We start from the raw sequence: 23491 nt of genomic DNA on the forward strand, positions 1-23491 counted from the left end.
TTTGTATATGGATTGTATCACAAAACTATGGTGGCAGGAAATAAACTGCTTATATCATTCTCCATGCATATGTAAAATTCCTGTCTACTCCAGATTTTCCCAAAAACCAGACAAATATTCTTCTCCATCCTGAAAAATTGCACCGCTAAGTTTCTGGTGCGCTTCTCTTACAGTATAGGCTTCTATGTATTTTTTTGGCACAGCCCGCAGGTTAGAAAACAAGACACGAGCCAGTGCCGTGCCTTGTATTTCTATTTATATTATGCAACAGTTTTGCTGTTTTGCACAAGAAAATCGATCGCTTTGCGCGCTTTCAGATCGGCTTTGATGCCATCCGTAGAACCGAGCACCCGCCTGATATCTTCAACGGGCATGCCGTACATTTCGGACATGCGTTTCAGTTCTTCATCCACTTCTTCATCGGATACTTCAAGCTTTTCCGCATTGGCAATCGCTTCAAGCGTCAGATTAAAGCGGACGCGTTTTTCCGCATCTTCTTTCATCTGATTGCGGAGCGCTTCTTCATTCTGGCCGGAGAACTGATAGTAAAGTTCAAGGTTCAGCCCCTGGGCACTCAGGTTTTGTTCGAATTCTTGCAGCATGCGGTTCAATTCCGTATTGATCATCGCTTCCGGAATGTCCATTTCCGCATTTTCCGCTGCTTTTTCGACCACTGCATCTTCAACCGCGTGTTTTGCCGCATGTTCTTTCGATTCTTTTAAGTCTTTTTTGATTTTTTCTTTTAATGCATCCAGCGTTTCCACTTCGTCATCCGCATCCTGCGCGAATTCATCGTCCAGTTCAGGCAGGTGTTTCGCTTTGATTTCATGGACTTTTACCTTGAAAACAGCTTTTTTGCCTGCAAGTTCACTAGCATGGTATTCTTCCGGGAAAGTGACTTCGATTTCTTTTTCATCGCCGGTTTTTACGCCTACTAATTGTTCTTCAAAACCCGGGATGAAGTTGCCCGACCCAAGTTCAAGCGAATAGTTTTCCGCAGATCCGCCTTCGAACGCTTCGCCGTCAACGAATCCTTCGAAGTCGATGACAACCGTGTCGCCCATTTCCGCTTCGCCGTCTTCCTTGATCACGAGTTCGGCAAGGCGTTCCTGCAGTTTCTTCAATTCTTCTTCCACGTCTTCGTCCGTTACTTCTGTATCCGGTTTTTCGACTTCAAGGCCTTTGTATTCGCCAAGTTTTACTTCCGGTTTCACGGTAACAGTCGCTTTAAAGATTAACGGTTTGCCTTTTTCCATTTGTTCGACATCAATATTCGGCGTATCGACCGGTTCAATGCCGGTTTCTTCGATCGCTTTTTCGTATTCGCCAGGCACGATCATATCCAGTGCATCCTGGTAAAGAGATTCCACACCGAAACGTTTTTCAAATAAAGGACGCGGGATTTTCCCCTTCCGGAAACCCGGGACATTGATTTGTTTTACTACTTTTTTGAAGGCTTTATCCAGACTTTTATCAACCGTTTCAGCATCTACTTCAACTGTCAGGATCCCCTGGTTTCCTTCAGTTTTTTCCCATTTTGCTGACATACCTTTCCCTCCAACAATCTATAAATAATAATGTAATAATAGGAAATAGACCGGGTCTGTTTCCTGATTCCCTTGTCTATTGCTTTTTTCAAATACGGATTGAAAAAAGACAGTTTACAACCATTTAATTATAACACAGCTTTTTTGTCTTTCAATGATGAGCCTACAGATTCGGCAAAGAAATTTCCTCAAGGCTTTCGAGATAGCGGACGGCCTCAAGCAGCGCATCCGGCTCCACCGAATAGTACATCGCGATTTTATCCAAATACGCTTCCTGCCCGAAAAGCTTCAGGCCCATGCTGTAATAGGCAGCCGCCCACAGCGAGGGATCTTCCGGCTCCGGTTCAAACGGATACAGCAGGAAAAAGTGCCGATCCAAAACCGTTTTAACTTGGGCAAAAAGGGTCGGATTTTTTTGTTCGACATCCCTTGAAAGCCGCGTAATCAAAAGATTGTACAGCTGCGTTTCAAAAATCGGCAAAAGATGCGCGGGATTTACGGCGCCAGCCTTGCCGAGTTTTTGCACTTCGAATTCATCCGTGATCCCCTGTTCTTTTAAAACATTCAGCAAAAGGGTCTGGATAAACGGATGTTCGTCCGGATCCCGGATATACGCCCGGATTTCATCGAGATACGGGCGTATATTTTCATGCACCAGATGCGAAACCCGCAAGATTTGTTCTTCCTGGTTCTCGGTTTCAAAAAGTTTGCGGCCTGTCTGCCCGGGCTCCTGTTCCGGTTTTGGCATCTGCATCCGCTTTTCACTGAAAGCGAGCAGTTTTTCATAATGGTCCAGCTTGTCCGGCGGGGCTTCTTTTTCTTCCAGCAGGGCATGCAGGGTGCTGCTGATTTCTTCATGTTCACCGAGCTGCACAAGAATCATGAGAAACAGATCGAGAATTTCGAAGTAATCGCCGGTTCCTTCACGAAGCATTTGCCTGCCCTGTTCTTTCGCTCTTTCATAATCGCCGGCTTCATAGAGTGCAATCATGTAGGCGGTCCCGATCTCCCCATCGTCATGGTCAAGCCGGCGTGCCTGGCGAAGCAGCGCGGCAGCTTCTTTATATTCTTTTTGGCTGATGGATTCGAGTCCCCGCTCCAAGAGGCGTTCTTTCAGACGAGGGAACGGCACCACATTGCTTTTTCCGTTTTTCATTGTCCATTCCGCCTTTTTTTAGATCGTCACTAGTGTAGCATGAACCGGTTTTTTTGCAAAGGGATTATACTGCCGGGGGGCTTTCCATTATGAAAAAAGCCAAACACAGAAAGCCATAAAGCTTCCGTGTCCGGCTTGCTTATTTCTTATCCGGCCTGATATCGTGAATGTCCTCTTCCTCAGCCATTTCCGTGCCGTAAGCAAGGCGCTGGTTTTGCCTTTTTGCCGTTTTTTCGCCGCTTGGGGCATCATGTTGCAAAAACCTGTGCACGAATACTTCCGCAGCCGAAATCAGGCAGGCGGCAATGATGCTGCCCCATGCAATTTGCAAATAATTGTCAAGCACCACGTTCCCGAAAATCCAGACACTGACATAAACAAGCAAAAAGTCGACAACTGTTGCTTTCCAGTTCCCGATGCGCGGTAAAAGGAGCACATCCCCGACAACATAAGACACAATTGTTACAAGCAGGCTGAACGATAAAATATCTGTGATCGTCGCATAGAAAAAGAAGTCAAGCGCAACCGCAAAAGCGACGATGCACGTGATAAATTTTGCCAGTAAAACCATTGCATTCCGCATTCCAGTTCCTCCCTTAAACAGGCAGTTTTACTTATAGTTTGTCCAAATGAAAAAGGATTGAAACATATTGTGATGATTTAAAAGAAGAAAAAAGGGGTAAAGCTATAACAAGTCTACACATGACGGAGGGATTCGATGAAAAGGTCAACGATGAATCTGATTTCAGGCACTTTGCTTTCCGCCGGGGTAGCCGTGCTGGCCATGGCCGCTTGCAACAAACGGCAAAAAGATTCGGCTGAAACTTGGGAAGACACGGATATGAGAAACAGCAAAAAAATCGACCGGATGGAAAGTGTGGATGCAGACAAAGTGCCGGAAGAAAAAGGACTTACACAGCTGGACTCCACATACCGTTCCGAATGGATCGCAAACGGATTTCCGCAAACCCATAAAGAAATGAAAGAACTGGAAAAAGAAGGGCAAAAATCATAACTGCTCTTTCCGCCATTTTACACAAAAGGCCGGGCAACAAGGGAAAATCCCTGCTGCCCGGCCTTTTTGCGGTTATACGCTACGTCCCAGGAGGGATTCGAACCCCCGACCTGCGGCTTAGAAGGCCGATGCTCTATCCTGCTGAGCTACTGGGACACTTTAAAATGGTTTGTTGTCAAATATTTTCCATTTCAATCAAAAATCACTTGAAAACAAACCTTATAAGGTTTGTTACGAACATATTTCATTTTAATCAGCAGGTGGGCAAATGTCAATCATGAATTTGAAAAAAAACACGATTTTTTCCTGCAACGGGCGGGTGCAGCAGCAGGCAGCGGTTTCCGCAACCGGATTGGCCCGGCTTCGTACCCGCCTTGCTCTGCAGCCGGAGTTCCCGGCGTCATAACGAGAATTCCTGGCGTAAATCCTCAAGTTCGCGGTGCTTGTCCGTATAAAATGAAACACGGATCGTATTTCCGTTTTTCTCCACAATCGCATACGTCCGTTCCGTCCTGCCCCTTGGCATCAAAAGGCTGCCGGGATTCAGGAAAAGAGTATTTTCAATCAGCTCGGCACCGAGAATATGGGAGTGCCCGAAAAAAACAAAATCCGCCCCCACTTCTTTTGCTTTATAAGACAAATTCAACAGGGTCATTTTTACATTATAATGGTGGCCGTGGGTGACAAATATTTTGCTGTCCCCAATTTCTTTCGTGATATCAAGCGGAAATTTCCGCTCATAATCGCAATTGCCGCGCACGGTTAAAAAGTCCCGGATGGCCTCCTCGTCCGCACGCAACTCCGAATCGCCGCAATGGATCATCGCGTCCATTTCCCCAACGTACCGCCGTTTAAGCTCGAGCAGCTCTTCCGTAAGTCCGTGGCTGTCACTTGCAATCAGCAGTTTCATTTTTTGCCTTCCTCCCCTAAAATCGAATACAGTGCATCCGAAAGTTTCGCCAGTGCATGGGCACGGTGGCTGATTTTATTTTTTTCTTCGGCAGAAAGCTGGGCAAGCGTTTTTCCGGACGAAAGCATAAAAATGGGATCGTACCCGAATCCGTTCTCTCCGATCCTTTCCCGCGTGATCCTTCCCTGAAGCGTTCCGGAAACCGTAAATGTTTCTTTTCCGGGGCGCGCAACCGCAAGTGCACAATAGAAAGAAGCTGTACGTTTTTCATTCGGTACCCCTTCAAGCTCGGAAAGCACCTTATCGATGTTTGCCTCATCATTTTTCTCTTTCCCTGCGTAGCGTGCAGAAAAAACCCCCGGCCTGCCGCCAAGCGCATCGATCATAAGCCCCGAATCATCGGCAATCGCCATCATGCCGTATGCATTGGCCGCCGCTTCCGCTTTTAAAATCGCATTTTCTTCAAACGTTTTCCCCGTTTCCTCTACGTCCGGTGCGCCTTCCATATCCAAAAGCGTTTTAACCTCGAGCCCGAACCGGGAAAATAAAGCTGCAAATTCTTTTGCTTTGCCTTTGTTTTTTGTTGCAATTAAAACAGCCGCCAATTTTCTCCCCCTTTACCGGAAATGTAGTATGTATGCACGATACAAATAAGAGGTAGTCTGGCTACCCCTTTTGTCTCATATTCTATAGTATAACAAAAAAACGATGCTAAAAACTACCCGTGTTGACTTTTTCCGGCCTTGTCACCGGTTCTGAAACCGATTTTCCGTCTTCCGTAACAACCTTTGTACTGCCGTCCACTTCGACTGCAACGCTTTTAATCCCTTTTTGCTCTGTCAGCGTCAGGACGAGCGGCTCCAGCACTTCGTTTGAGATCATCTTTTTATCGAGGCTCCCTAAAATTTCTTTATTAAAATCAAGCGTCACTTTCCCGTTTGCAATTTCCGGCTGTTTCTTCAGTTTGACATCGTCCATGAATCCGGACACAAGATGGGAACCCGGGGAAGGACCTTTGACCAGTTCTTCAACCGCTGCTGCCACATCGTCCTTGCTGCTGTTCGCAACACGCTTTGTTACCGGCACATAATAGCTTTGTCCGCCTGTTTCCGCCAAATAATAAACGGTGACCGGATGGGTATTTGTAATATCGGCAACATACTTTGTATCTGTATTGATGCCTGCTTCCCTTGTCAAACCGCCCGGGCTTACCGGTGTCCCTGCAACCGGCATCGCCTTCAGTTTTTTGCCGTTCATTTTAAGCGAGACTTTTTGAATGGAGTCGAACTGGGTCAGCGTCCATGTGACCGATTCCAATATTTTTTGTTCATCGTGCGCTTGATAGTCTTTAAAATCCCCCGAAAAATCGACCGTCGCCAAACCGTCTTTCACATCTACCGACAACTGCGTATTCGCAGGAAGCACCGCGCGGAAGCCGTTCGGCAGCAAATTGGAAACCGGGCCGTCCTGCACGAGGTATTCCAGTGCCTGTTTTGCAATGCTTTTGCTTTCAGGCAAGGCGATCGTTTGCGGAACGACATAACCATTTTTGTCAATCAAATACAGTTCTGTCAGCACCTGCCCTTTCTTTGCTGTTGCGGTTTGTTTGGTCCCATCTTTTACAGAAACACTTTGATGCGGATCGATTTTTTCCGGCTGCTTCTCAGGCAGCAGGCTGCAACCCGAGATCCAGATGCCGCATGCCGCAAGCGCCAGGGCAAACTTGCCGGCTGCCTTTATCTTTTTTGCCATCCCTTTCCCCTCCCGAAGACTGTTTGTACTACTATGTATACTGGCTTTCCGCAAATTTAGACCGGACATGCAAAAATTTCCGGGGCAGAATAAAAACGGCACGCTTTTCCATAATAAAAATACAGCTGAACAGGAGAGATTGATTTGGACCAGACACTGGGCGTCCATGAAACGCTTGATATGCACGAAATATTAATGTTTAAAAACATCTGTTTAACAAAATCCGCAACCATGTCGGCCATTGCCGTTTCTATGCGGACTTGGGCTAAGGCAAAACAAAAAACCATCCAATCAGGAGAGCGTCTCCCCTAATTGAATGGTTTCCACACAAGTAATATCCTGTTCAAGCCAGTCTGATGCAAGCGCGGCAAATATTTTGCTCGAGCCGGTGGTGTAAAAGCGGTGCTTCTGCCGCGTGTCTTCCATATTAAAAAGGTCGTGGAAGTAAAGAAGCGTGCTTACTTCGCGCGCGGTTTCCTCCCCGGAACTGATGACCGAAACGCCCGCGCCCATCACGTTTTTGATAATCGGCCCGAGGAGCGGATAATGGGTACACCCGAGAATGACTGTGTCAATGCCGCAATTTTGGATCGGATACAAGGTTTCGGCGACAATTTTTTTGGCAATCGGGCTGTTGTACTGGCCGCTTTCCACAAGCGGGACAAATTTCGGGCAGGCAAGCGCTGTAATCCTGACTTTTTTATTGATGCTTTTTAACGCCCGTTCATACGCCTGGCTTTTAATCGTGCCGACCGTGCCGAGCACGCCGATCCGGAAATTTTTTGTATGTTTTAAAGCGGCCCGCGCGCCGGGATAAATGACGCCGAGAACCGGAATCTTCAGCTCTTCCCTGACTTCGTCCAAAATCACTGCCGTAGCCGTATTGCAGGCGATGACCAGCATTTTAATTTGTTTGTCCATCAGAAAACGGATCATCTGCCAGGTGAATTTTTTGACTTCTTCCACCGGCCGCGGTCCGTACGGGCATCGTGCTGTGTCGCCCACATAATAAATGGTCTCATTCGGAAGCTGGCGCATCATTTCCTTTGCCACGGTCAGGCCGCCAACCCCCGAATCAATCACGCCTATTGGTGCATTCAAACTTCTCGCCTCATTCTGTCTTCATTTCCTGATGCAACTGCAGCAAGTTGCTTTTTAATTTGACCAGCTCATCCGGTGAAAAATGGCTCAGCACACCCTGCAGGTAAGCTTGCCGTTTCCGGATCACTTCGCCGATTAATACCCGCCCTTTTTCCAGTAAATGAATGCGGACAACCCGCCGGTCATGCGGATCTTTTACGCGTCTGACGAGTTCATTTTTTTCCATCCGGTCAATCAGGTCCGTCGTTGTGCTGAAAGCCAGATACATCCGGTTCGACAGTTCCCCGATCGTCATGTCGCCTTCTTCAAAAAGCCATTGAAGCGCCAGAAACTGCGGCGGCGTGATTTTATAATCGCTTAATAATTCACGGCCCTTTTGCTTGACAATGCCGGATATGTAACGCAAATCTTTTTCAATCTGTGCCACAACTTCCGGATCATGTATGTATGGTTGCTGTTCCATGTCCAAAGCGGCCCCTCTCTCAAAAATACGGTGATGACTGTTTTACTATAAGCTATTTTGACCCTTTTCACCCGAAATTTCAAGAAAGAGTTTCACATAGGCTTTCGTTCCATTGCTTTCCAAGTAAAGCTGCGGAAGGAAAAGCGGCCCGGTGCACGGTTGTGAAAACACTGTCCGGGCAAAATTTGCATATTGAATAAGCTTCCGGCCTTCCATTTTTTGTAAAATAAAACGGCACGCTGCGGTTCCAAGCCAATGGCGCTTGATGGAACGTGCACCGGGTGCGGATACAGGGGAATTTTTCACCCGGCATTTCCTTTATGGGCGAAAAAACATGCGGCAGGCATTCGGCCGGGTAGCCGTCACTCGGTTACGAGATTCGTGATAACGGCACGGCCGCGGTAAATTTTCACCACTGCTACAGCGCGCCCTTTTGTTGCCGCCTGCTCGATTTCTTTTCCGGCATGCTGGGGCACAAAAAATTTGTCAAGATGATAATCAATATACACTTTTTGATCGCCGTCTTCCCAAGCTTTCCCTTTTAAATATATTCCGCCCCGCGGCTTTTCGGCGGATACGGTTTTCACATGGCAGATGCCTGCCTCATCTTTTTTAAGCAGGGCATACACGGTCAGCTCCCCGCCTTTATGGCGCGCAAAATACTCGATGGCACTGCGGTCCAGGCGGCTTTCCGGCACCGTTTCCGCTTCAAGATTCACCTGTATATAATCGCCCCTGAAGGCATCCGTCGGGTCCACCGGCTCCATTCGCAATTTGACCGGTTCCCCGACAGCAACCGTATATAACGGCGGAACAATCATCCCGAGTAAAATGGCAATCGGAACAAATGCAGCAAGCCCTCTTTTCACCAGATCATGCATGGCCGTTTCCCCCTTCTTTCCGCTGCTTTTCAAAATAAAAGCCAAAACCGATAAAAATCAGGCCGCCAATGATGAAAACAATGGATTTCGGCAAAAAGCCGTAGGAAAAGTCAAGGTAAAAACGCAGCACAAAAATGCAGAGAATGAAGATATTGGTAAGGCTGCCGGTTTTGATAAAATACAGGACAAGCAAAAAGTACACAACGGAAAATGCTAAATTGAAATGGCTGCCAAAAACCGTGCCTTCCCAAACAGACGAAAAAGTAAGCAGGATGCCCGTCAAGCCGTGAAGCAAATGGCCTTCCAGCCGCATCACTTCTTTGTACGCTTCCTGAACCGGCAATCGCAGCATAACGAAGCCGGCAACAAAGAGAAGCAGGAGGGCAGCCAAATGTCCGTATGCGGGGAAAAACGCATTGAGTTTAAACAGAAATACGGACAGCACAGCAATCGAAAGCGCGTTTACGAAAAACAGCAGCAGCCGGGAAGCAACCATTTTTTCATTTATCCAGTAAAGGAATGCTGCCAAAAGTGCGGTGATGAGAACAGCGAAGTACCCGATGCTGGTATTTTCAGCATCCAAATACAAAAGGAAAAGCACTGTGGCAAAAATGAAGAGCCATTTGTCTTTCAGCACATAGGCCATCGGCAGCGACCCGATCCCCCACCATAAAAATGCCTGGCCGAATGGGCCGCCAAGGTTAAAAATTTGCCCGGTGAGAAAAATGCCTGCCCCGAAAAACAGGACACCGAGAAAGTACAAGCCGCGCGCTGTTTTCGGATGGCTGTTCTCCAATTTAATAGCCGCTCCGTTCACGCCTGCAATCGCAGCAAGGATGATGAGAAATTTGACTGTTTTGCCGAGATAGATCCAATTGCTGGCAATAAAGCTAAAAATGCCGGCCCCGAGCAAAAGGGCCCCGACCGTGACAAGAATGCGGACAAGGCTCACCCCGCGGGAAACCTCATACTGTGCGAGCATCTCGTCCTTTTGCGTACGCGTAATGGTCCCCTTTTCTTCAAAAAAAGCAAGCTCGCTTTTCATCCATGTATAATTTTTCCTGCCAATCTTTCTTTTCATTTTGACTCCCCCTCATTTTGAAAAAAGCGCATACAGGACAAGCAAGACATGGATGATAAATAAAAATAGAATGCACAGTGACGCTTTGTATGACTTTCCTTTCCTTGAAGGCAGCCAGATAAGCAACATCACGGCAGGCAGAATGGAAAAACCAGCCCATTTATTTATAAATCCGTCCGGCCGTAAATGTCCGTTAAAATGGATCGGAATGATCGCTGGCGCAAATGCAAACCCGGTCAGGGATACAAGAATGGCAACCAGTATCAAAATAAACAAAAATGCCGGATCCGTCACTTTGAGAAAAAGCCGCATCAACACACATCCTTTCATGCGATTGTACTGTATTTTGGCGGATGTTTTCATGTGGGAAAAGCCGGAAACAAAATGCCGGCAAAGCATCGTCCACCTGTATGTTAAATTGCGATGTTTGCGAATAAATCTATTAATCTCTCCTGAAAATATGCGCCGGCTGGCTTTCATCCTTCTGCTGGTGCCGCATTCATTCGGCATGGGCGTCTGTTTGCAAATTTGGGTGCAGCAGCGTTTGATTTAAAGCCAAATCGTCCAACGTCTTTGGAGAAAACTTCACACTGCCTCATGAGGGCTTTGGAAAAAATTTTAATGCCGTCTTTTGAGATAACAACGCCGTTTGTTTTCGTAAGCCTCGTGATTTTTTTATACGGTATCCGGCGTCTGGACGCCCCGCCTTTTACTAACATGATCGATTGTCGTCCGGAGTTTCATTTAAAGGCACCATTGAAAACGATTCCGCTTCGTGCGCTTGTGGCCATTTTACTAAAACCGCCGGCAAATTTCCAGCTTCATCTAAAAATATGAAAAATGTAAAAATCGGAGTCAAAAAGAGTAAACGCTTTATCCGCAGATCCTTCCGTTTCTCTCCCCCTCTTTAAACCACAAAATCGACTGCAACATTGCAGCCGATTTTGTTTCAAAGCTTTAATTCCCCCATGCGGAGTAATTCAACAACAGCTTGCGAGCGCCCCTTGACTCCCAATTTCTGCATGGCATTGGAAATATGATTTCGAACTGTTTTTTCGCTGATAAACAATTCGCTTGCGATTTCTTTTGTTGTCTTGTCTTGTACTAACAGCTCGAATACTTCTTTTTCTCTTTTTGTCAGCAGCGGTTTATGTGTGAAATCGTTGTCCTTCAACTATGATAACCCTCCTTGCCTTCGCCAGCTCTAAACCGCGGGGATGGGTATTTTGGTTGTCACAATATCTTATGTTTTAGCGCAGCCGGGAGTGACTTGGCGAGGCAAGGAACAGCACAAATCAGCAAAAAAGGGCGGATACCGGAAATCCTTTCTGTGCAAAAGAAGAATGAAGCATTATCCGGCATTGTAAACTGGCAGTTATGGATTCTGTTTATGGCCTGTACGAAGACGGCAAAGCAGGCAAGCAATTGTTGTAAAAAATACCACGTATTGCCGCTCTTTTCTCCGCTCGAATTAATCCCCAACGCACGCACTTAAGTTTATATTATACGGCGGGATGGACTCTTTCGTTCAGTTGCCGGATGAGACATAAGCTTGCGGGTCGGCGAATCTCGCTTTTTCTTCCGCCGTCCACGGTTTTCCTTTTCCGGTTGCGGCCGAAATTTGCACCATTGTCCCGCGCCCGGTAAAACAGATTTCATCCGCTTCATTTTTCGCCATATAGTGCAAGTCAACGGACGAATTGCCGATTTTCGAGACTTTTACATAAATGCGGAGCTTGTCATTGAAAAAAACCTGCTGCAAAAAATCACACTGCAAATCCGCCACGACCGGGATGGATCCGGTGCCTCTTTTTGCCCAGTCGCCCATAAACCCGAGCTGCTGGAGAAATTCAATCCGCGCTTGTTCAAAATAAATAAACGGAACGGTATTGTTCATATGGCCGAACATATCGGTTTCGGAAAAACGGACCGTCACCGGGAGATAAAACGAAAATCCTTCTTCCCAGGCGTCCCAGTCATCAATATAAGAGATATGTTTTTTCAATGGAATGCCTCCTTTTAATGAGTGAATAGCCATTCATTTTTTGTTTGAAAAAGAGCGCCACATCGTACTGTTTCCGCTTTGATGTGGCACTTTCGGCATTAGTCAACCGTATGGTCACTGCCAAAGAATTTTTTAAACATATAAATAGTTGTTTCACGGTTTAACGCTGCGATGGATGTTGTCAGCGGGATACCTTTCGGGCAGACTTGCACACAGTTTTGCGCGTTGCCACAATTGGCAAGGCCGCCGTCAACCATGATCGCTTCAAGCCGTTCATCACGGTTCATATGGCCGGTCGGGTGCGCATTAAATAACCGTACTTGCGAAAGCGGGGCCGGCCCGATAAAGTTTGAACGGCTGTTGACATTCGGGCAGGCTTCCAAACATACGCCGCACGTCATGCATTTTGCCAGTTCATAAGCCCACTGCCTTTTTTTCTCCGGCATGCGCGGCCCTTCCCCTAAGTCGTAAGTGCCGTCAATCGGAATCCAGGCTTTCACTTTTTTCAGCGAGTCGAACATGCGGCTGCGGTCAATTTGCAAATCTCTTACAACCGGGAAGGTCCGCATCGGGGCAAGGCGGATCGGCTGCTCCAGTTTGTCCACAAGCGCTGAACAAGCCTGGCGCGGCTTGCCGTTAATCACCATGGAACAGGCGCCGCAAACTTCTTCCAAACAGTTCATTTCCCAAACAACAGGTGTTGTTTTTTCCCCTTTGGCATTGACCGGATTCCGGCGGATTTCCATCAGGGCCGAAATGACATTCATATTCGGCCGGTACGGAACTTCAAACGTTTCGTCGTATGGTTCTGATTCCGGATTATCCTGGCGTTGTATGATAAATGTAACGGTTTTTTGTTCACCCATCCTTATTCTCCTCTTTCCTTATGAAATCACCCGGGCAAAAGCCGGAAAAAGTCCGCTTTCGCCCGATCCGAATCAGTGCTTCTTCGTGTAGTCGCGCACGCGCGGCTTGATCAGCGATACATCCACATCTTCATAGCTGAAAACCGGCTCATTGTTCACAGGGTCATAATTTGCCATCGTCGTTTTCAGCCATTCTTCGTCGTTGCGGTCCGGAAAATCAGGTTTATAGTGGGCGCCGCGGCTTTCATTACGGTTCAGGGCGCCGATCGTAATGACGCGCGCCAGCTGCAGCATGTTATACAGCTGCCGTGTAAACGAAGCCGCCTGGTTGCTCCATTTCGATGTATCTACAACATTAATATTTTTCCATCTTTCCATTAATTCCTGAATCTTTTCGTCCGTTTTCTTCAGACGGTCATTGTAACGGACAACCGTCACATTGTCTGTCATCCATTCGCCCAGTTCCTTATGCAACACATAGGCATTTTCGGTTCCGTCAAGCGACAATATATCGTTCCATTTTTTCTCCTGTTCCTGGACAGCACGTTCAAAGACGGTTGACGGCAGTGCATCCGCGCTCTTTTCAAGCCCGTCGATGTAGTTGACAGCTTCAGGCCCGGCTACCATCCCGCCATAGATGGCAGAAAGCAGGGAGTTTGCCCCTAAGCGGTTCGCGCCGTGCATCGAGTAGTCGCATTCGCCTGCTGCGAACAGCCCCGGAATGCTCGTATGCTGCTTATAGTCCACCCATAATCCGCCCATGGAATAGTGGACGGCCGGGAATACTTTCATCGGCACTTTATGCGGGTCATCCCCGACAAATTTTTCATAGATTTCAATAATCCCGCCCAGTTTAACGTCCAGTTCATGCGGATCTTTGTGCGACAAATCGAGATAGACCATGTTCTCGCCGTTAATTCCGAGTTTCAAGTCCACGCAGACATGGAAAATTTCACGGGTTGCAATATCGCGCGGCACGAGGTTCCCGTATACCGGATATTTTTCTTCCAGGAAATACCACGGTTTGCCATCTTTGTACGTCCAGATGCGCCCGCCTTCCCCGCGTGCGGATTCACTCATCAGCCGCAGTTTGTCATCACCCGGGATGGCAGTCGGGTGGATCTGGATAAATTCGCCGTTCGCGTACGTTGCGCCCTGCTGGTATACAATAGAAGCCGCCGATCCGGTATTGATCATCGAGTTGGTCGACTTCCCGAAAATAATGCCAAGGCCGCCTGATGCCATAATGACAGCATCCGCAGGAAAAGCTTTGATTTCCATTGTGGTCAGGTTTTGCGAAACAATGCCGCGGCAGATGCCTTCATCGTCTTTGATAATGCCGAGAAATTCCCAGCCTTCGTATTTCGTGACAAGCCCGTCCACTTCATGGCGCCTTACCTGTTCATCCAATGCGTATAAAAGCTGCTGGCCGGTTGTCGCGCCTGCAAATGCTGTGCGGTGGTGCTGGGTGCCGCCGAAACGCCTGAAGTCCAAAAGCCCTTCCGGCGTGCGGTTGAACATGACACCCATCCGGTCAAACAAGTGGATAATCCCCGGCGCCGCTTCGCACATCGCTTTTACCGGCGGCTGGTTGGCAAGGAAGTCGCCCCCGTATACCGTATCGTCAAAGTGGATCCATGGCGAATCCCCTTCCCCTTTTGTATTGACAGCGCCGTTAATGCCGCCCTGTGCGCAAACAGAGTGCGACCTTTTTACCGGCACTAAAGAAAACAGATCAACCTGCCGGCCTGCTTCTGCAATTTTTACAGTCGCCATCAAACCGGCAAGCCCTCCGCCGACAACAATGATTTTGCCATTAGCCAACTTGATTCACTCCCTTTTCATACTTGATGCCTCTTACAAACCAGTAAACTGCTATTTTTCGAGTCTTTTCATTATGCAAATGCTAATAAAGCCCTGACGCCGACAACGGAAAGCAGCACAAAGACCACGATCATCACATATGTGGAAATTTGCTGTGACCGGCGTGACTGTGTAATGCCCCAGCTGACCAGGAACGACCAGAGACCGTTGGCAAAGTGGAAAATGGCAGCCACTGTCCCAATTATGTACCAGGCGAGCATCCAACGATTTGCTAAAAGATTTGCCATCAGATCAAAATTCAATTCCTTGCCAAGCGCCATTTGAATGCGTGTTTCATAGATGTGAAATACGAGAAAGATCAGGACCAGCACACCGCTGATTCTTTGCAATAGGTACATCCAGTTCCGGAAGTAGCCCATCGTGCCGACATTGCTCGATGCCGTAAACGAAATGTATAAGCCGTAAATTGCATGGAACAGAAGCGGCAGATAAATGAATACTACTTCCACAAAAAGCAGGAACGGCAGGTTTTCCATAAAACCGGCTGCTTTATTGAAGGCAGCAGCACCGTTTACCGCATAGTGGTTTACGGTCAAGTGGATGACTAAAAATAAGCCGATGGGTACAACACCCAGCAAAGAATGCAGTTTGCGGTTATAAAACTCTCGATTTCCAGCCACATTGTATCCCCCTTTGTAGTGTGAATTTATGCAAAGAAGACAAATTTTGCATAGCTTCCTCCCGCATAAATATTTTATAACAATTATGTGACAGTTTTATTGTACTCCCGACAAATGGGCGCGTCAAGGAAACGCATTCATGAATTTGCGATGAAAATGCCGTTTATTTGTCATATTTGTCAGTCTTTCTTCCATTTTTTTAAAATTTTTTCAGTATAGCTCTTTTGCCATATGCTTTTGCATAAAAAAGGAATTTTTATCCAAGGCTTGTCTTTTTTCATCGGATTTTACCGCAACCGGTACCACTTCCCCGTATAACGCGGAAACCGGCGGAAAAAGTTCCCTTTATTTTTGTGTATACTTAAAAAATGCTTTTAAGTCCGGTTTTATTTTGTATATAATATAGCATATAGAAAGAGGGGAATTGCGTGAAATCTTCTGGCGGAAATGAACAAACCGTTGCGGAACAGCTGATGGTGCCCGCATTCGGATATGAGCTGTTGCGCAATATATTAATTCCGGATATACTCGGCAAGGAAACGCCGGATATTCTGTACTGGGCGGGAAAACATTTGGCAAGAAAATTCCAGTTGCTTACCTATGAAGAAATGGTTTCTTTTTTCAAAGAGGCAGGCTGGGGAACGTTGTCAATCAAAAAAGAAGAGAAATATCATATTGAATTTGAGTTATCCGGGCCGATGATTGAACGGCAGCTGGATATGGGCGCAGGCGCAGAACCGACATTCAAGCTTGAAGCCGGGTTTTTGGCCGAGCAGTACCAGATGCAGAAAAAACTGATCACGGAAGCTGTGGAAGAAGTTGCGAAAAAGGCAAAAAAAATCCGGATCACCGTGCAGTGGGATGCGAAAGACCCGGCCGAGGAATAAATATGAAAAAGCAGGGGGCTCCCCTGCTTTTTCATATTTTCATATATTTTGTTCCACTGCATCCAGTTCAAATGCTTCATGCAGGCACCGGGCGGCCCGGACCATCTCTTTTGCATCGACAACGGTGGATACTTTGATCTCGGACGTGCTGATCATTTTAATCGCAATGCCGTGGTCGGCCAGAACCTGGAACATTTTTGCCGCAACGCCTGGGTTGGAAACCATGCCCGAGCCGATGATGGACACTTTTGCGAGGCCGGTTTCCGTTTCAAAATGGTCGATGCTGAGGGCTTCTTTCCCGGCTTCCAAAAGATCGGCCGTTTCTTTTAGATCTTTATCTTTTATCGAAAATGATAAATATGTTTTATGGTCCGCCGTCCGGTTCTGGATGATGATATCGACATCAATATGGTGTTCCGCCAGTGTCGTGAATATATCCGGCAAATTCCGGAAGCCGTTTTCCAGCCCGAAAATGGTTACCCTTGTAATGCCGTCTTCAAATGCAACGCCGCGGACAATTAAATTTTTTTCCACCGAAACTTCCTCCTCTATTAACGTGCCTTCCTCCCTTTCAAGGCTCGAACAAACGATCAGCGGCACAGCCGCATTTTTGGCAAACTCCACCGCCCTTGCATGCAGGACGCCCGCCCCGAGGCTCGCCAGTTCAAGCATCTCATCGTAGGATACAGCCTTAAGCTTCCGGGCAGTCGGAATATAGCGCGGGTCGGACGTAAACACGCCGGTTACATCCGTGTAGATCAGGCAGCGGTCGGCATGAAGCGCTGCTGCAAGCGCCACCGCCGTTGTATCCGAGCCGCCCCTGCCGAGCGTCGCAATTTCGCCTTCCGGGGTAATGCCCTGAAACCCGGCGACAACGACAATTTGCCCGGCTGCCAGACGGGATTTGATTTTTTCAGTCCGGATTTCCGTGATCCGGGCGTTTCCGTGCACGGGTTCCGTTATAATGCCGGCCTGCCAACCGGTATAAGAAACGGCATCGTAGCCGCGATCGATCAGCGCCATGGCGACAAGCGAAATCGTCACCTGTTCGCCGGTTGAAAGCAGCATATCCATTTCGCGTTTTGCAGGATACGCCGAAAGTTCATTTGCAAGCCCGACAAGCTGGTCCGTTGTTTTGCCCATCGCGGAGACAACGACGACAACATCATGGCCTTTTTCCTTTTCTTCAATAATCCGGTCGACCGTATTCCGGATCCTTTCCACATTTCCAACCGAAGTTCCCCCGAATTTCTGAACAATGATTCCCAATAACTCCGCCACCTTCTGCAGTTTATAAGTAAGATGAGGCTGTCAGATTGAAAGCAAAGCAACTTGGCGCCCATTTAAAAAAAGCAATGAGAACGGATATCTCATCGCTTTTGCATACGCGGGTACGCAGTTATTCCTGTGAGATAGCGCTCCAAGACATTCCATCCTGACAGTTCCGGACTTCTTCAGTACAGAACCAGCAAAAACGGCATTGAGGCCATTTCCACTTCGGCAAAACTTCCTTTCAGGAACGATCCCGGAAGCCCAATCTTCTCCCGTTCCTTACTCTTAAGTTTTGCGCCTCTATCATGTAACGGCTTTGCCGGACGCCGGGATATCCGCTCCCGAAAGTCTGAAACAAAGCCTGCCATATGAAATTATCATGATTATACCATATACGGAAAAACCCTGCTAGGTTATTCTTGTAATTTTTTGATTAATGTTTCGGATACCGGGCGCGGGATGCCCGCTTCCACAAATTCTTCCAACTTCGCTTGCTTCATTTTCTTTAAGGAACCAAAGTGGCGGAGCAGTTGTTTTTTCCGTTTCGGCCCGATGCCCGGAATATCGTCAAGCGCCGATTGAAATGCGGATTTTCCGCGCAATTCCCTGTGGAACGTAATCGCAAACCGGTGCACTTCATCCTGGATGCGCTGGAGCAGGTAAAATTCCTGGCTGTTCCGCCCGAGCGGCACGACTTCCAGCGGGTTGCCGAACAAAAGCTGCGATGTATTGTGCTTCTCATCCTTTGCCAGGCCGCCGAGCGGAATCTCAAGCCCGAGCTCATTTTCGAGCACATCCCTTGCCGCGTCAATTTGCCCTTTTCCACCGTCAATGATGATGAGGTCCGGAAGCGGCAAGTTTTCCCTCAGGGCACGGATGTAACGGCGGCGGATCACTTCGCGCATCGATTCATAATCATCCGGCCCTTCCACCGTTTTGATTTTATATTTGCGGTATTCTTTTTTTGCCGGCTTGCCGTCCACAAACACGACCATCGCCGAAACCGGGTTTGTCCCCTGGATATTCGAATTATCGAACGCTTCAATCCGGTGCGGCGTATAGATGCCGAGCTTTTCGCCTAGATTTTCAACGGCTTTGATCGTCCGTTCCTCGTCCCGTTCAATCAACGCAAATTTTTCTTTCAAAGCAATCTTTGCGTTTTTCTCGGCCATTAACACAAGTTCCCGTTTCTGGCCTTTTTTTGGCTGGAGCACTTTGATTTCCAGCAGTTGTTCTGCCAGTTCCCGGTCTGCTTTTTCCGTAATCAGCACTTCTTTCGGCTTAATATGCTCCGGTTTGGCGTAAAACTGCCCCAAATAGCTCAAAAATTCCTCTTCCGGCTCATCGTAAGACGGAAAAAGCGAGACATCCCGTTCAATCAGCTTTCCTTGGCGCATGAAAAACACCTGGACACACATCCAGCCTTTATCCACTGCGTAGCCGAAAATGTCGCGGTCCGTAAAATCGGTCATGGTAATTTTCTGTTTTTCCATCGTCATTTCAATATTGGCGATCTGGTCGCGGTATTCTTTTGCCCGCTCAAATTCAAGTTTTTCAGCAGCCTCATGCATTTTTTCTTCCAGTTCTTTTTTGATTTCCGTGTAGCCCCCGTTCAAAAAGCGGGTAATTTGGTCGGTGATCTCTTTGTATGTTTCTTCTTTCACCTCATTGACACACGGCGCAAGGCACTGGCCCAAATGGTAATAAAGGCAGACGCGGTCCGGCATATTGGTGCATTTCCGCAAAGGATACAACCGGTCCAGCAGCTTTTTTGTTTCATTGGCCGCCTGCACGTTCGGATACGGGCCAAAATATTTTCCCTTATCTTTCTTCACTTTCCGGGTGGTGATCAGACGCGGGTGGCGTTCATGGGTCAGCTTAATATACGGGTATGTTTTATCATCTTTTAACATGATGTTGTATTTCGGGTCATGCTTTTTGATTAAGTTGATTTCAAGAATAAGGGCTTCAATATTGGAAGAAGTGACAATATACTCAAAGTCTTCGATCTCGCTGACAAGCCGCTGCGTTTTTGCGTCATGCGAACCGGAAAAGTAAGAGCGGACACGGTTTTTTAAAATTTTGGCCTTCCCGACATAAATGATGGTCCCCTGTCTGTCTTTCATTAAGTAGCAGCCGGGCTGGGCGGGCAGGAGGGCAAGTTTATTGCGGATCGTTTCGTTCAATTTTTCTTCACCTCAAAATCCTGCGTTCTGTAAAAAACCCGGACCACAGCCGGTCCGGATTTTAAAATGCATTTGCTCACGGCTTGAAGCCGCGCGTTTATTGTATTATAAATGTTTGTTCACTAATTCTTGCAAAGCTTCTTTCGGCTGGTAACCGATCACTTTGTCGACCGGTTTGCCGTCTTTCATGAGAACAAGGGTCGGAATGCTCATGATGCCGAATTTGCTGGCCGTTTCCTGGTTCTCGTCAACGTCCACTTTGACAATTTTCACCTTGTCGCCCATTTCAGCATCGATTTCTTCAAGTACCGGTGCAATCATTTTGCACGGGCCGCACCATGTTGCCCAAAAATCCGTTAATACCAAACCTTGGCTGACTTCCTGATCGAAAGTCGCGTCGGTAGCATGTGTAATTGCCATATTGAAAGACCCCTCCTAAATCAAACTATTACTGCTTGGGATTAGTATATCATCCTTTATCATATGTTGCGAACAATTTGTCCGGTCCGGGTAAGCAGTAATGATTTTATTATTTTATACCCTTTTTCCGCGAATATCCAACAGAAAACAGGCCCGGAACGATTTTTTTCGTCCGGGCCCGGGATTTACGCCGATGTGACTTTCAGTTTTTTGATTTCTTCCGTGAGAAGCGGGACCACTTCGAACAGGTCGCCGACGATGCCGTAGTCCGCTACGTTGAAGATGTTTGCTTCCGGATCTTTGTTAATGGCCACAATGACTTTTGAGTTGGACATGCCGGCCAAATGCTGGATGGCGCCGGAAATGCCGCATGCGATATACAAATCCGGTGTCACCACTTTGCCCGTCTGCCCGATTTGCAGGGAATAATCGCAGTATCCGGCGTCACATGCGCCGCGCGAAGCCCCAACCGCGCCGCCGAGCACATCGGCAAGCTCTTTCAGCGGTTTGAAGCCGTCCGCACTTTTCACGCCGCGGCCGCCTGAAACGATGACTTTCGCTTCCGAAAGGTCAACCCCTTCACTTACTTTCCGGACTACTTCTTTGATGACCGTGCGCAAATCTTTAATTTCCGCCTGGACGGTTTCGATATCCCCTGTCCGCGATTCATCTTTTTCAAGCGGGCTGATGTTGTTCGGCCGGATGGTCGCAAAGATGATCCCGTCTGTTACGATCTTTTTCTCAAACGCTTTGCCGGAGTAAATCGGGCGGGTAAAGACGACATGTTCTCCGGCTGATTCCACTGCGGTCGCATCCGAAATCAGGCCGGCATCCAATTTAGCCGCTACTTTTGGGGCCAGGTCTTTACCAAGCGCCGTATGGCCGATTAAGATGCTGTCCGGCTTTTCAGATTCGACAACCGCAAGCAATGCTTGGGAAAAACCGTCTGAAGAATAGCTTTTCAGCTTCTCGTCTTCCACCACGGCAACACGGTCAGCACCGTATTGAATCATGTCTTTCCCCAAATCTTTCACAGCGTCCCCGATCAAAACGCCGACTACTTCCCCGCCTTCCGCTACCGTTTTTCCGGCAGCAATGGTTTCATATGATACATTGCGGAGCGACCCGTCACGGACTTCGCCCACTACTAATACTTTTCGACTCATGCTGATCCCCTCCATTTCCGGTTTCTTCGCTTAAATCACTTTTGCTTCGGCATGCAATAATTGGACAAGTTCTTTTACCTGGTCGGCGATTTCGCCTTCAAGCACTTTTCCTGCTTCTTTTTTCGGCGGCAGGTAAACCTCGATGGTTTTGGTTTTCGGCTCCACGTCTTCTTCTTCAAGGTCAAGATCATCCAGTTCCAGTTCTTCAAGCGGTTTTTTCTTCGCTTTCATGATCCCCGGTAGCGAAGGATAACGCGGCTCATTTAAGCCCTGCTGCGCTGTGACGAGCAGCGGAAGGTCCGTTTCAATGATTTCGGAATCCCCTTCGACATCTCTTGTGACCGTCGCTTTGCCGCCGTCAATTTCCAGATTGGTAATTGTCGTTACATACGGGATGCCGAGCAACTCCGCCACCCGCGGGCCGACCTGTCCGGAAGCGTTGTCAATGGCGACATTCCCGCCGATAATGAGGTCTGGTTCCTGCTCTTTCAAATAAGCGGCAAGCACTTTTGACGTTGTGACCTGGTCGCTTGCTTCCACATCGTCTTCAATATTAATGAGGACTGCTTTATCCACACCCATCGCAAGCGCCGTCCGCAATTGCTTTTCGGCATCTTCATTGCCGACTGTGACCACTGTGACTTCGCCGCCCTGGGCATCCCGCACCTGGATGGCCTCTTCAACGGCGTATTCATCGTACGGGTTGATGATATATTCCGCCCCGTCATCCTGGATGCGGCCGTTTGCAATTGCAATCTTTTCTTCTGTGTCAAAGGTCCGTTTTAATAATACGAAGATATTCATGCCGTTCCCTCCCTGAATCGTTAAAAAATAAAATCATTTAAGCGCATACAAAATAAAAATGTTATGCCCCTGTAAAACGCGGTTCCCTTTTTTCAATAAAAGCTTTGATACCTTCCTCTGCATCTTTTGAGCCGAACAGCTCAAGAAAACGTGCGGATTCCTGCTCCAAGCCTTTTTCGTAATCATTTGTTTTTGCATAATTGACGAGTTCAATAGAGGCTTTCAGGGCCAGCGGGCTTTTCTTTGCAATTTTTTCAGCCAGCGCCTTTGCTTTCGAGAGCAGTTCCTCTTCCTTATAAGCATGGTTTGCAAGCCCCTGCTGCACGGCCTCCGTTCCGGTCAGCGGTTCGCTTGTCCACAGCATTTCAAACGCTTTGCCGCGCCCGATATACTTTGGCAGCCGCTGCGTTCCGGCAAAACCCGGCACAAGCCCGAGGCTCAGTTCCGGAAGGCCGAGCTTCGCATTTTCTGTGACAAGCCGGATATGGCATGCCATCGCAAGTTCGAGCCCGCCGCCAAGTGCCGCGCCGTGGATTGCGGCGATGACCGGTTTCGGGAACGCTTCCACTTTTTCGAACAATTCCTGGCCGGAAACCGCTATCGCATCGGAGCCGCCGGATTCCCTTAATTGGACAAATTCTTTAATATCCGCTCCCGCCGAGAAAAATCTTCCTTTCCCGTAAAGGAGCACGACCCGGGTTTCAGGATCGTTTTCAAGCTGTCCAAACGCTTGCGCAAGTTCTTTTAAAAGGGCCTGCGCAAGCGCGTTGGCGGGCGGCCTGTTCATTTCAATGCAGGCAACCGCATTTTCCCGTTTGATCGTAATAAATTCCATCCCGTCTCCAACCCCCTTGTGAAAGCTGCGGCAATTAAACCGCCGTTTTTTTGCCGCAGCCGTTAATGATCAATTGATGGACGGGAGCAGCCAGTGAAACGAGGTCGTATTTTTCTTTATTCATCACCCATGTCGTCACCGTTTCATCGACTGTCCCGAAAATCATCTGCCGGACGAGCCGGACGTCAAGCCCGGAATCGAATTCGCCTTTTTCCATGCCTTCGCGGATGATTTGGTCAAAGAGCGTCAAATATTCTTTCAGCACGCTGTTGATTTTAAGCCGCAGGTCTAAATTTGTCTGCCGCAGTTCCAGCTGGGTCACGACCGCCAAATGGTGGTCGGCGGCAAGGACTTTGAAGTGGTTTTCGATCATCTTGAGCAACTTTTCGGAAGGGGAAAGGTCCCCTGCAATATATTCGGAAACCTTTTCGATAAACAGCTGCATTTTTTCTTCAAACAAAGAAATCAGGATATCTTCTTTGTTTTTAAAATACAAATAAATTGTGCCGTCCGCTACGCCCGCCTGTTTTGCAATTTTTGAAACCTGTGCCTGATGATAGCCGTGTTGTGCGATAACCACCACTGCTGCATCAATAATTTGTTTGTACTTTGGCCTGTTTTTCCTCACGGGCTATCACCT

26 protein-coding genes, 1 tRNA gene and 1 riboswitch are annotated in these 23491 nt (G+C 47.9%); of the genes, 3 read left to right on the forward strand and 24 right to left on the reverse strand.

The genetic code is table 11. From position 1 onward, the window contains the following. Window positions 1-260: 260 nt before the first annotated feature. The 3 genes from tig to NSU00_RS09915 form a co-directional block, all read right to left on the reverse strand. Window positions 261-1547: a trigger factor gene (gene tig / locus NSU00_RS09905; RefSeq protein WP_017553805.1), complete on the reverse strand. Its 1287-nt coding sequence runs from the start codon at window positions 1545-1547 to the stop codon at window positions 261-263. A 163-nt stretch (window positions 1548-1710) separates the two neighbouring features. Beyond that, complete coding sequence (locus NSU00_RS09910; protein WP_019720887.1) at window positions 1711-2703, reverse strand: tetratricopeptide repeat protein; 993 nt, start codon at window positions 2701-2703, stop codon at window positions 1711-1713. Window positions 2704-2842: 139 nt separating this feature from the next. Then, window positions 2843-3286 (reverse strand): YndM family protein, encoded by a 444-nt coding sequence (locus NSU00_RS09915; RefSeq protein WP_340703625.1) that lies wholly within the window; start codon window positions 3284-3286, stop codon window positions 2843-2845. 135 nt (window positions 3287-3421) lie between these two features. Between NSU00_RS09915 and NSU00_RS09920 the strand changes: the two genes are divergently transcribed. After that, window positions 3422-3718, forward strand: coding sequence for a hypothetical protein (locus tag NSU00_RS09920; protein WP_013859847.1), 297 nt, complete (start codon window positions 3422-3424; stop codon window positions 3716-3718). An 82-nt stretch (window positions 3719-3800) separates the two neighbouring features. Here NSU00_RS09920 and NSU00_RS09925 read toward each other — a convergent pair. The 4 genes from NSU00_RS09925 to NSU00_RS09940 form a co-directional block, all read right to left on the reverse strand. Then, window positions 3801-3874: transfer RNA gene (locus tag NSU00_RS09925), tRNA-Arg, on the reverse strand. Between the two features lie 244 nt (window positions 3875-4118). Next, window positions 4119-4628, reverse strand: a complete 510-nt coding sequence (locus NSU00_RS09930) for a metallophosphoesterase family protein (protein WP_019720890.1) — start codon at window positions 4626-4628, stop codon at window positions 4119-4121. After that, the gene (locus tag NSU00_RS09935; protein WP_019720891.1) at window positions 4625-5233 is read right to left on the reverse strand and encodes an XTP/dITP diphosphatase; all 609 of its coding nucleotides are present in this window, start codon (window positions 5231-5233) and stop codon (window positions 4625-4627) included. Before NSU00_RS09935 ends, NSU00_RS09930 begins: the two co-directional genes overlap by 4 nt. 106 nt (window positions 5234-5339) lie before the next feature. Next, window positions 5340-6380, reverse strand: a complete 1041-nt coding sequence (locus tag NSU00_RS09940; protein WP_019720892.1) for a GerMN domain-containing protein — start codon at window positions 6378-6380, stop codon at window positions 5340-5342. Between the two features lie 144 nt (window positions 6381-6524). Here NSU00_RS09940 and NSU00_RS09945 point away from each other — a divergent pair, with 144 nt between their 5' ends. Further along, the gene (locus NSU00_RS09945) at window positions 6525-6692 is read left to right on the forward strand and encodes a hypothetical protein (RefSeq protein WP_340703626.1); all 168 of its coding nucleotides are present in this window, start codon (window positions 6525-6527) and stop codon (window positions 6690-6692) included. Here NSU00_RS09945 and racE read toward each other — a convergent pair. The 10 genes from racE to NSU00_RS09995 all read right to left on the reverse strand — a co-directional run bounded on the left by racE (window position 6672) and on the right by NSU00_RS09995 (window position 15281). Then, window positions 6672-7481 (reverse strand): glutamate racemase, encoded by an 810-nt coding sequence (gene racE / locus NSU00_RS09950; protein WP_013859855.1) that lies wholly within the window; start codon window positions 7479-7481, stop codon window positions 6672-6674. The two genes, NSU00_RS09945 and racE, sit on opposite strands and share 21 nt — an antisense overlap. 10 nt (window positions 7482-7491) lie before the next feature. Further along, window positions 7492-7944, reverse strand: coding sequence for a MarR family winged helix-turn-helix transcriptional regulator (locus tag NSU00_RS09955; RefSeq protein WP_013859856.1), 453 nt, complete (start codon window positions 7942-7944; stop codon window positions 7492-7494). Between the two features lie 362 nt (window positions 7945-8306). Next, on the reverse strand, window positions 8307-8825 hold the full coding sequence (locus NSU00_RS09960) for a GDYXXLXY domain-containing protein (protein ID WP_328013897.1): 519 nt from the start codon (window positions 8823-8825) through the stop codon (window positions 8307-8309). After that, window positions 8818-9906, reverse strand: a complete 1089-nt coding sequence (locus NSU00_RS09965) for a DUF2157 domain-containing protein (protein ID WP_118497796.1) — start codon at window positions 9904-9906, stop codon at window positions 8818-8820. Before NSU00_RS09965 ends, NSU00_RS09960 begins: the two co-directional genes overlap by 8 nt. 12 nt (window positions 9907-9918) lie before the next feature. Further along, window positions 9919-10218: a DUF1648 domain-containing protein gene (locus tag NSU00_RS09970; protein WP_019720898.1), complete on the reverse strand. Its 300-nt coding sequence runs from the start codon at window positions 10216-10218 to the stop codon at window positions 9919-9921. A 637-nt stretch (window positions 10219-10855) separates the two neighbouring features. Then, on the reverse strand, window positions 10856-11080 hold the full coding sequence (locus tag NSU00_RS09975) for a helix-turn-helix domain-containing protein (RefSeq protein ID WP_014097816.1): 225 nt from the start codon (window positions 11078-11080) through the stop codon (window positions 10856-10858). A gap of 354 nt (window positions 11081-11434) precedes the next feature. Beyond that, entirely contained in the window at window positions 11435-11911 is a 477-nt protein-coding gene (locus NSU00_RS09980) for an acyl-CoA thioesterase (RefSeq protein ID WP_013859860.1), read from the reverse strand. 98 nt (window positions 11912-12009) lie between these two features. Then, window positions 12010-12777, reverse strand: coding sequence for a succinate dehydrogenase iron-sulfur subunit (gene sdhB, locus NSU00_RS09985; protein ID WP_340703627.1), 768 nt, complete (start codon window positions 12775-12777; stop codon window positions 12010-12012). A gap of 72 nt (window positions 12778-12849) precedes the next feature. After that, window positions 12850-14601 carry a succinate dehydrogenase flavoprotein subunit gene (sdhA, locus tag NSU00_RS09990; RefSeq protein ID WP_340703628.1) on the reverse strand — a complete coding sequence of 584 codons (1752 nt, stop codon included), beginning with the start codon at window positions 14599-14601 and terminating at the stop codon, window positions 12850-12852. A 71-nt stretch (window positions 14602-14672) separates the two neighbouring features. Then, entirely contained in the window at window positions 14673-15281 is a 609-nt protein-coding gene (locus tag NSU00_RS09995; RefSeq protein WP_017553822.1) for a succinate dehydrogenase cytochrome b558 subunit, read from the reverse strand. Window positions 15282-15709: 428 nt separating this feature from the next. Between NSU00_RS09995 and NSU00_RS10000 the strand changes: the two genes are divergently transcribed. Next, entirely contained in the window at window positions 15710-16168 is a 459-nt protein-coding gene (locus NSU00_RS10000) for a YslB family protein (RefSeq protein ID WP_019720780.1), read from the forward strand. Between the two features lie 39 nt (window positions 16169-16207). Here NSU00_RS10000 and NSU00_RS10005 read toward each other — a convergent pair whose 3' ends face one another. The 7 genes from NSU00_RS10005 to NSU00_RS10035 form a co-directional block, all read right to left on the reverse strand. Next, window positions 16208-17437 carry an aspartate kinase gene (locus tag NSU00_RS10005; RefSeq protein ID WP_013859866.1) on the reverse strand — a complete coding sequence of 410 codons (1230 nt, stop codon included), beginning with the start codon at window positions 17435-17437 and terminating at the stop codon, window positions 16208-16210. A gap of 136 nt (window positions 17438-17573) precedes the next feature. Further along, a riboswitch (Lysine riboswitch) is annotated at window positions 17574-17751 on the reverse strand. A gap of 102 nt (window positions 17752-17853) precedes the next feature. Continuing rightward, a complete protein-coding gene (gene uvrC / locus NSU00_RS10010) occupies window positions 17854-19626 on the reverse strand; it encodes an excinuclease ABC subunit UvrC (protein WP_013859868.1) in 1773 nt (590 codons plus the stop codon). A 105-nt stretch (window positions 19627-19731) separates the two neighbouring features. Further along, a complete protein-coding gene (gene trxA, locus NSU00_RS10015; RefSeq protein ID WP_013859869.1) occupies window positions 19732-20046 on the reverse strand; it encodes a thioredoxin in 315 nt (104 codons plus the stop codon). A 185-nt stretch (window positions 20047-20231) separates the two neighbouring features. Further along, window positions 20232-21212, reverse strand: coding sequence for an electron transfer flavoprotein subunit alpha/FixB family protein (locus NSU00_RS10020; protein WP_019720778.1), 981 nt, complete (start codon window positions 21210-21212; stop codon window positions 20232-20234). 30 nt (window positions 21213-21242) lie between these two features. After that, entirely contained in the window at window positions 21243-22016 is a 774-nt protein-coding gene (locus NSU00_RS10025; RefSeq protein ID WP_013859871.1) for an electron transfer flavoprotein subunit beta/FixA family protein, read from the reverse strand. A 61-nt stretch (window positions 22017-22077) separates the two neighbouring features. Next, window positions 22078-22851 (reverse strand): enoyl-CoA hydratase, encoded by a 774-nt coding sequence (locus NSU00_RS10030; protein ID WP_340703629.1) that lies wholly within the window; start codon window positions 22849-22851, stop codon window positions 22078-22080. A gap of 34 nt (window positions 22852-22885) precedes the next feature. Next, the gene (locus NSU00_RS10035; protein WP_029142316.1) at window positions 22886-23479 is read right to left on the reverse strand and encodes a TetR/AcrR family transcriptional regulator; all 594 of its coding nucleotides are present in this window, start codon (window positions 23477-23479) and stop codon (window positions 22886-22888) included. Window positions 23480-23491 lie beyond the last annotated feature (12 nt).

It is taken from the genome of Weizmannia sp. FSL W8-0401 (assembly GCF_038009125.1).
Lineage (GTDB): Bacteria > Bacillota > Bacilli > Bacillales > Bacillaceae_C > Weizmannia > Weizmannia coagulans.

What these genes read in the sequence shown, in the direction of transcription:
- NSU00_RS09960 (WP_328013897.1), bottom strand. Translation starts at nt 8,825, where the DNA reads ATGCATGATCTGGTGAAAAGAGGGCTTGCTGCATTTGTTCCGATTGCC.
- NSU00_RS09930 (WP_019720890.1), bottom strand. Translation starts at nt 4,628, where the DNA reads ATGAAACTGCTGATTGCAAGTGACAGCCACGGACTTACGGAAGAGCTG.
- NSU00_RS09915 (WP_340703625.1), bottom strand. Translation starts at nt 3,286, where the DNA reads ATGCGGAATGCAATGGTTTTACTGGCAAAATTTATCACGTGCATCGTC.
- NSU00_RS10025 (WP_013859871.1), bottom strand. Translation starts at nt 22,016, where the DNA reads ATGAATATCTTCGTATTATTAAAACGGACCTTTGACACAGAAGAAAAG.
- NSU00_RS09970 (WP_019720898.1), bottom strand. Translation starts at nt 10,218, where the DNA reads ATGCGGCTTTTTCTCAAAGTGACGGATCCGGCATTTTTGTTTATTTTG.
- NSU00_RS09910 (WP_019720887.1), bottom strand. Translation starts at nt 2,703, where the DNA reads ATGAAAAACGGAAAAAGCAATGTGGTGCCGTTCCCTCGTCTGAAAGAA.
- trxA (WP_013859869.1), bottom strand. Translation starts at nt 20,046, where the DNA reads ATGGCAATTACACATGCTACCGACGCGACTTTCGATCAGGAAGTCAGC.
- sdhB (WP_340703627.1), bottom strand. Translation starts at nt 12,777, where the DNA reads ATGGGTGAACAAAAAACCGTTACATTTATCATACAACGCCAGGATAAT.
- tig (WP_017553805.1), bottom strand. Translation starts at nt 1,547, where the DNA reads ATGTCAGCAAAATGGGAAAAAACTGAAGGAAACCAGGGGATCCTGACA.
- NSU00_RS09940 (WP_019720892.1), bottom strand. Translation starts at nt 6,380, where the DNA reads ATGGCAAAAAAGATAAAGGCAGCCGGCAAGTTTGCCCTGGCGCTTGCG.
- NSU00_RS09920 (WP_013859847.1), top strand. Translation starts at nt 3,422, where the DNA reads ATGAAAAGGTCAACGATGAATCTGATTTCAGGCACTTTGCTTTCCGCC.
- NSU00_RS10020 (WP_019720778.1), bottom strand. Translation starts at nt 21,212, where the DNA reads ATGAGTCGAAAAGTATTAGTAGTGGGCGAAGTCCGTGACGGGTCGCTC.
- NSU00_RS09955 (WP_013859856.1), bottom strand. Translation starts at nt 7,944, where the DNA reads ATGGAACAGCAACCATACATACATGATCCGGAAGTTGTGGCACAGATT.
- NSU00_RS10030 (WP_340703629.1), bottom strand. Translation starts at nt 22,851, where the DNA reads ATGGAATTTATTACGATCAAACGGGAAAATGCGGTTGCCTGCATTGAA.
- NSU00_RS09965 (WP_118497796.1), bottom strand. Translation starts at nt 9,906, where the DNA reads ATGAAAAGAAAGATTGGCAGGAAAAATTATACATGGATGAAAAGCGAG.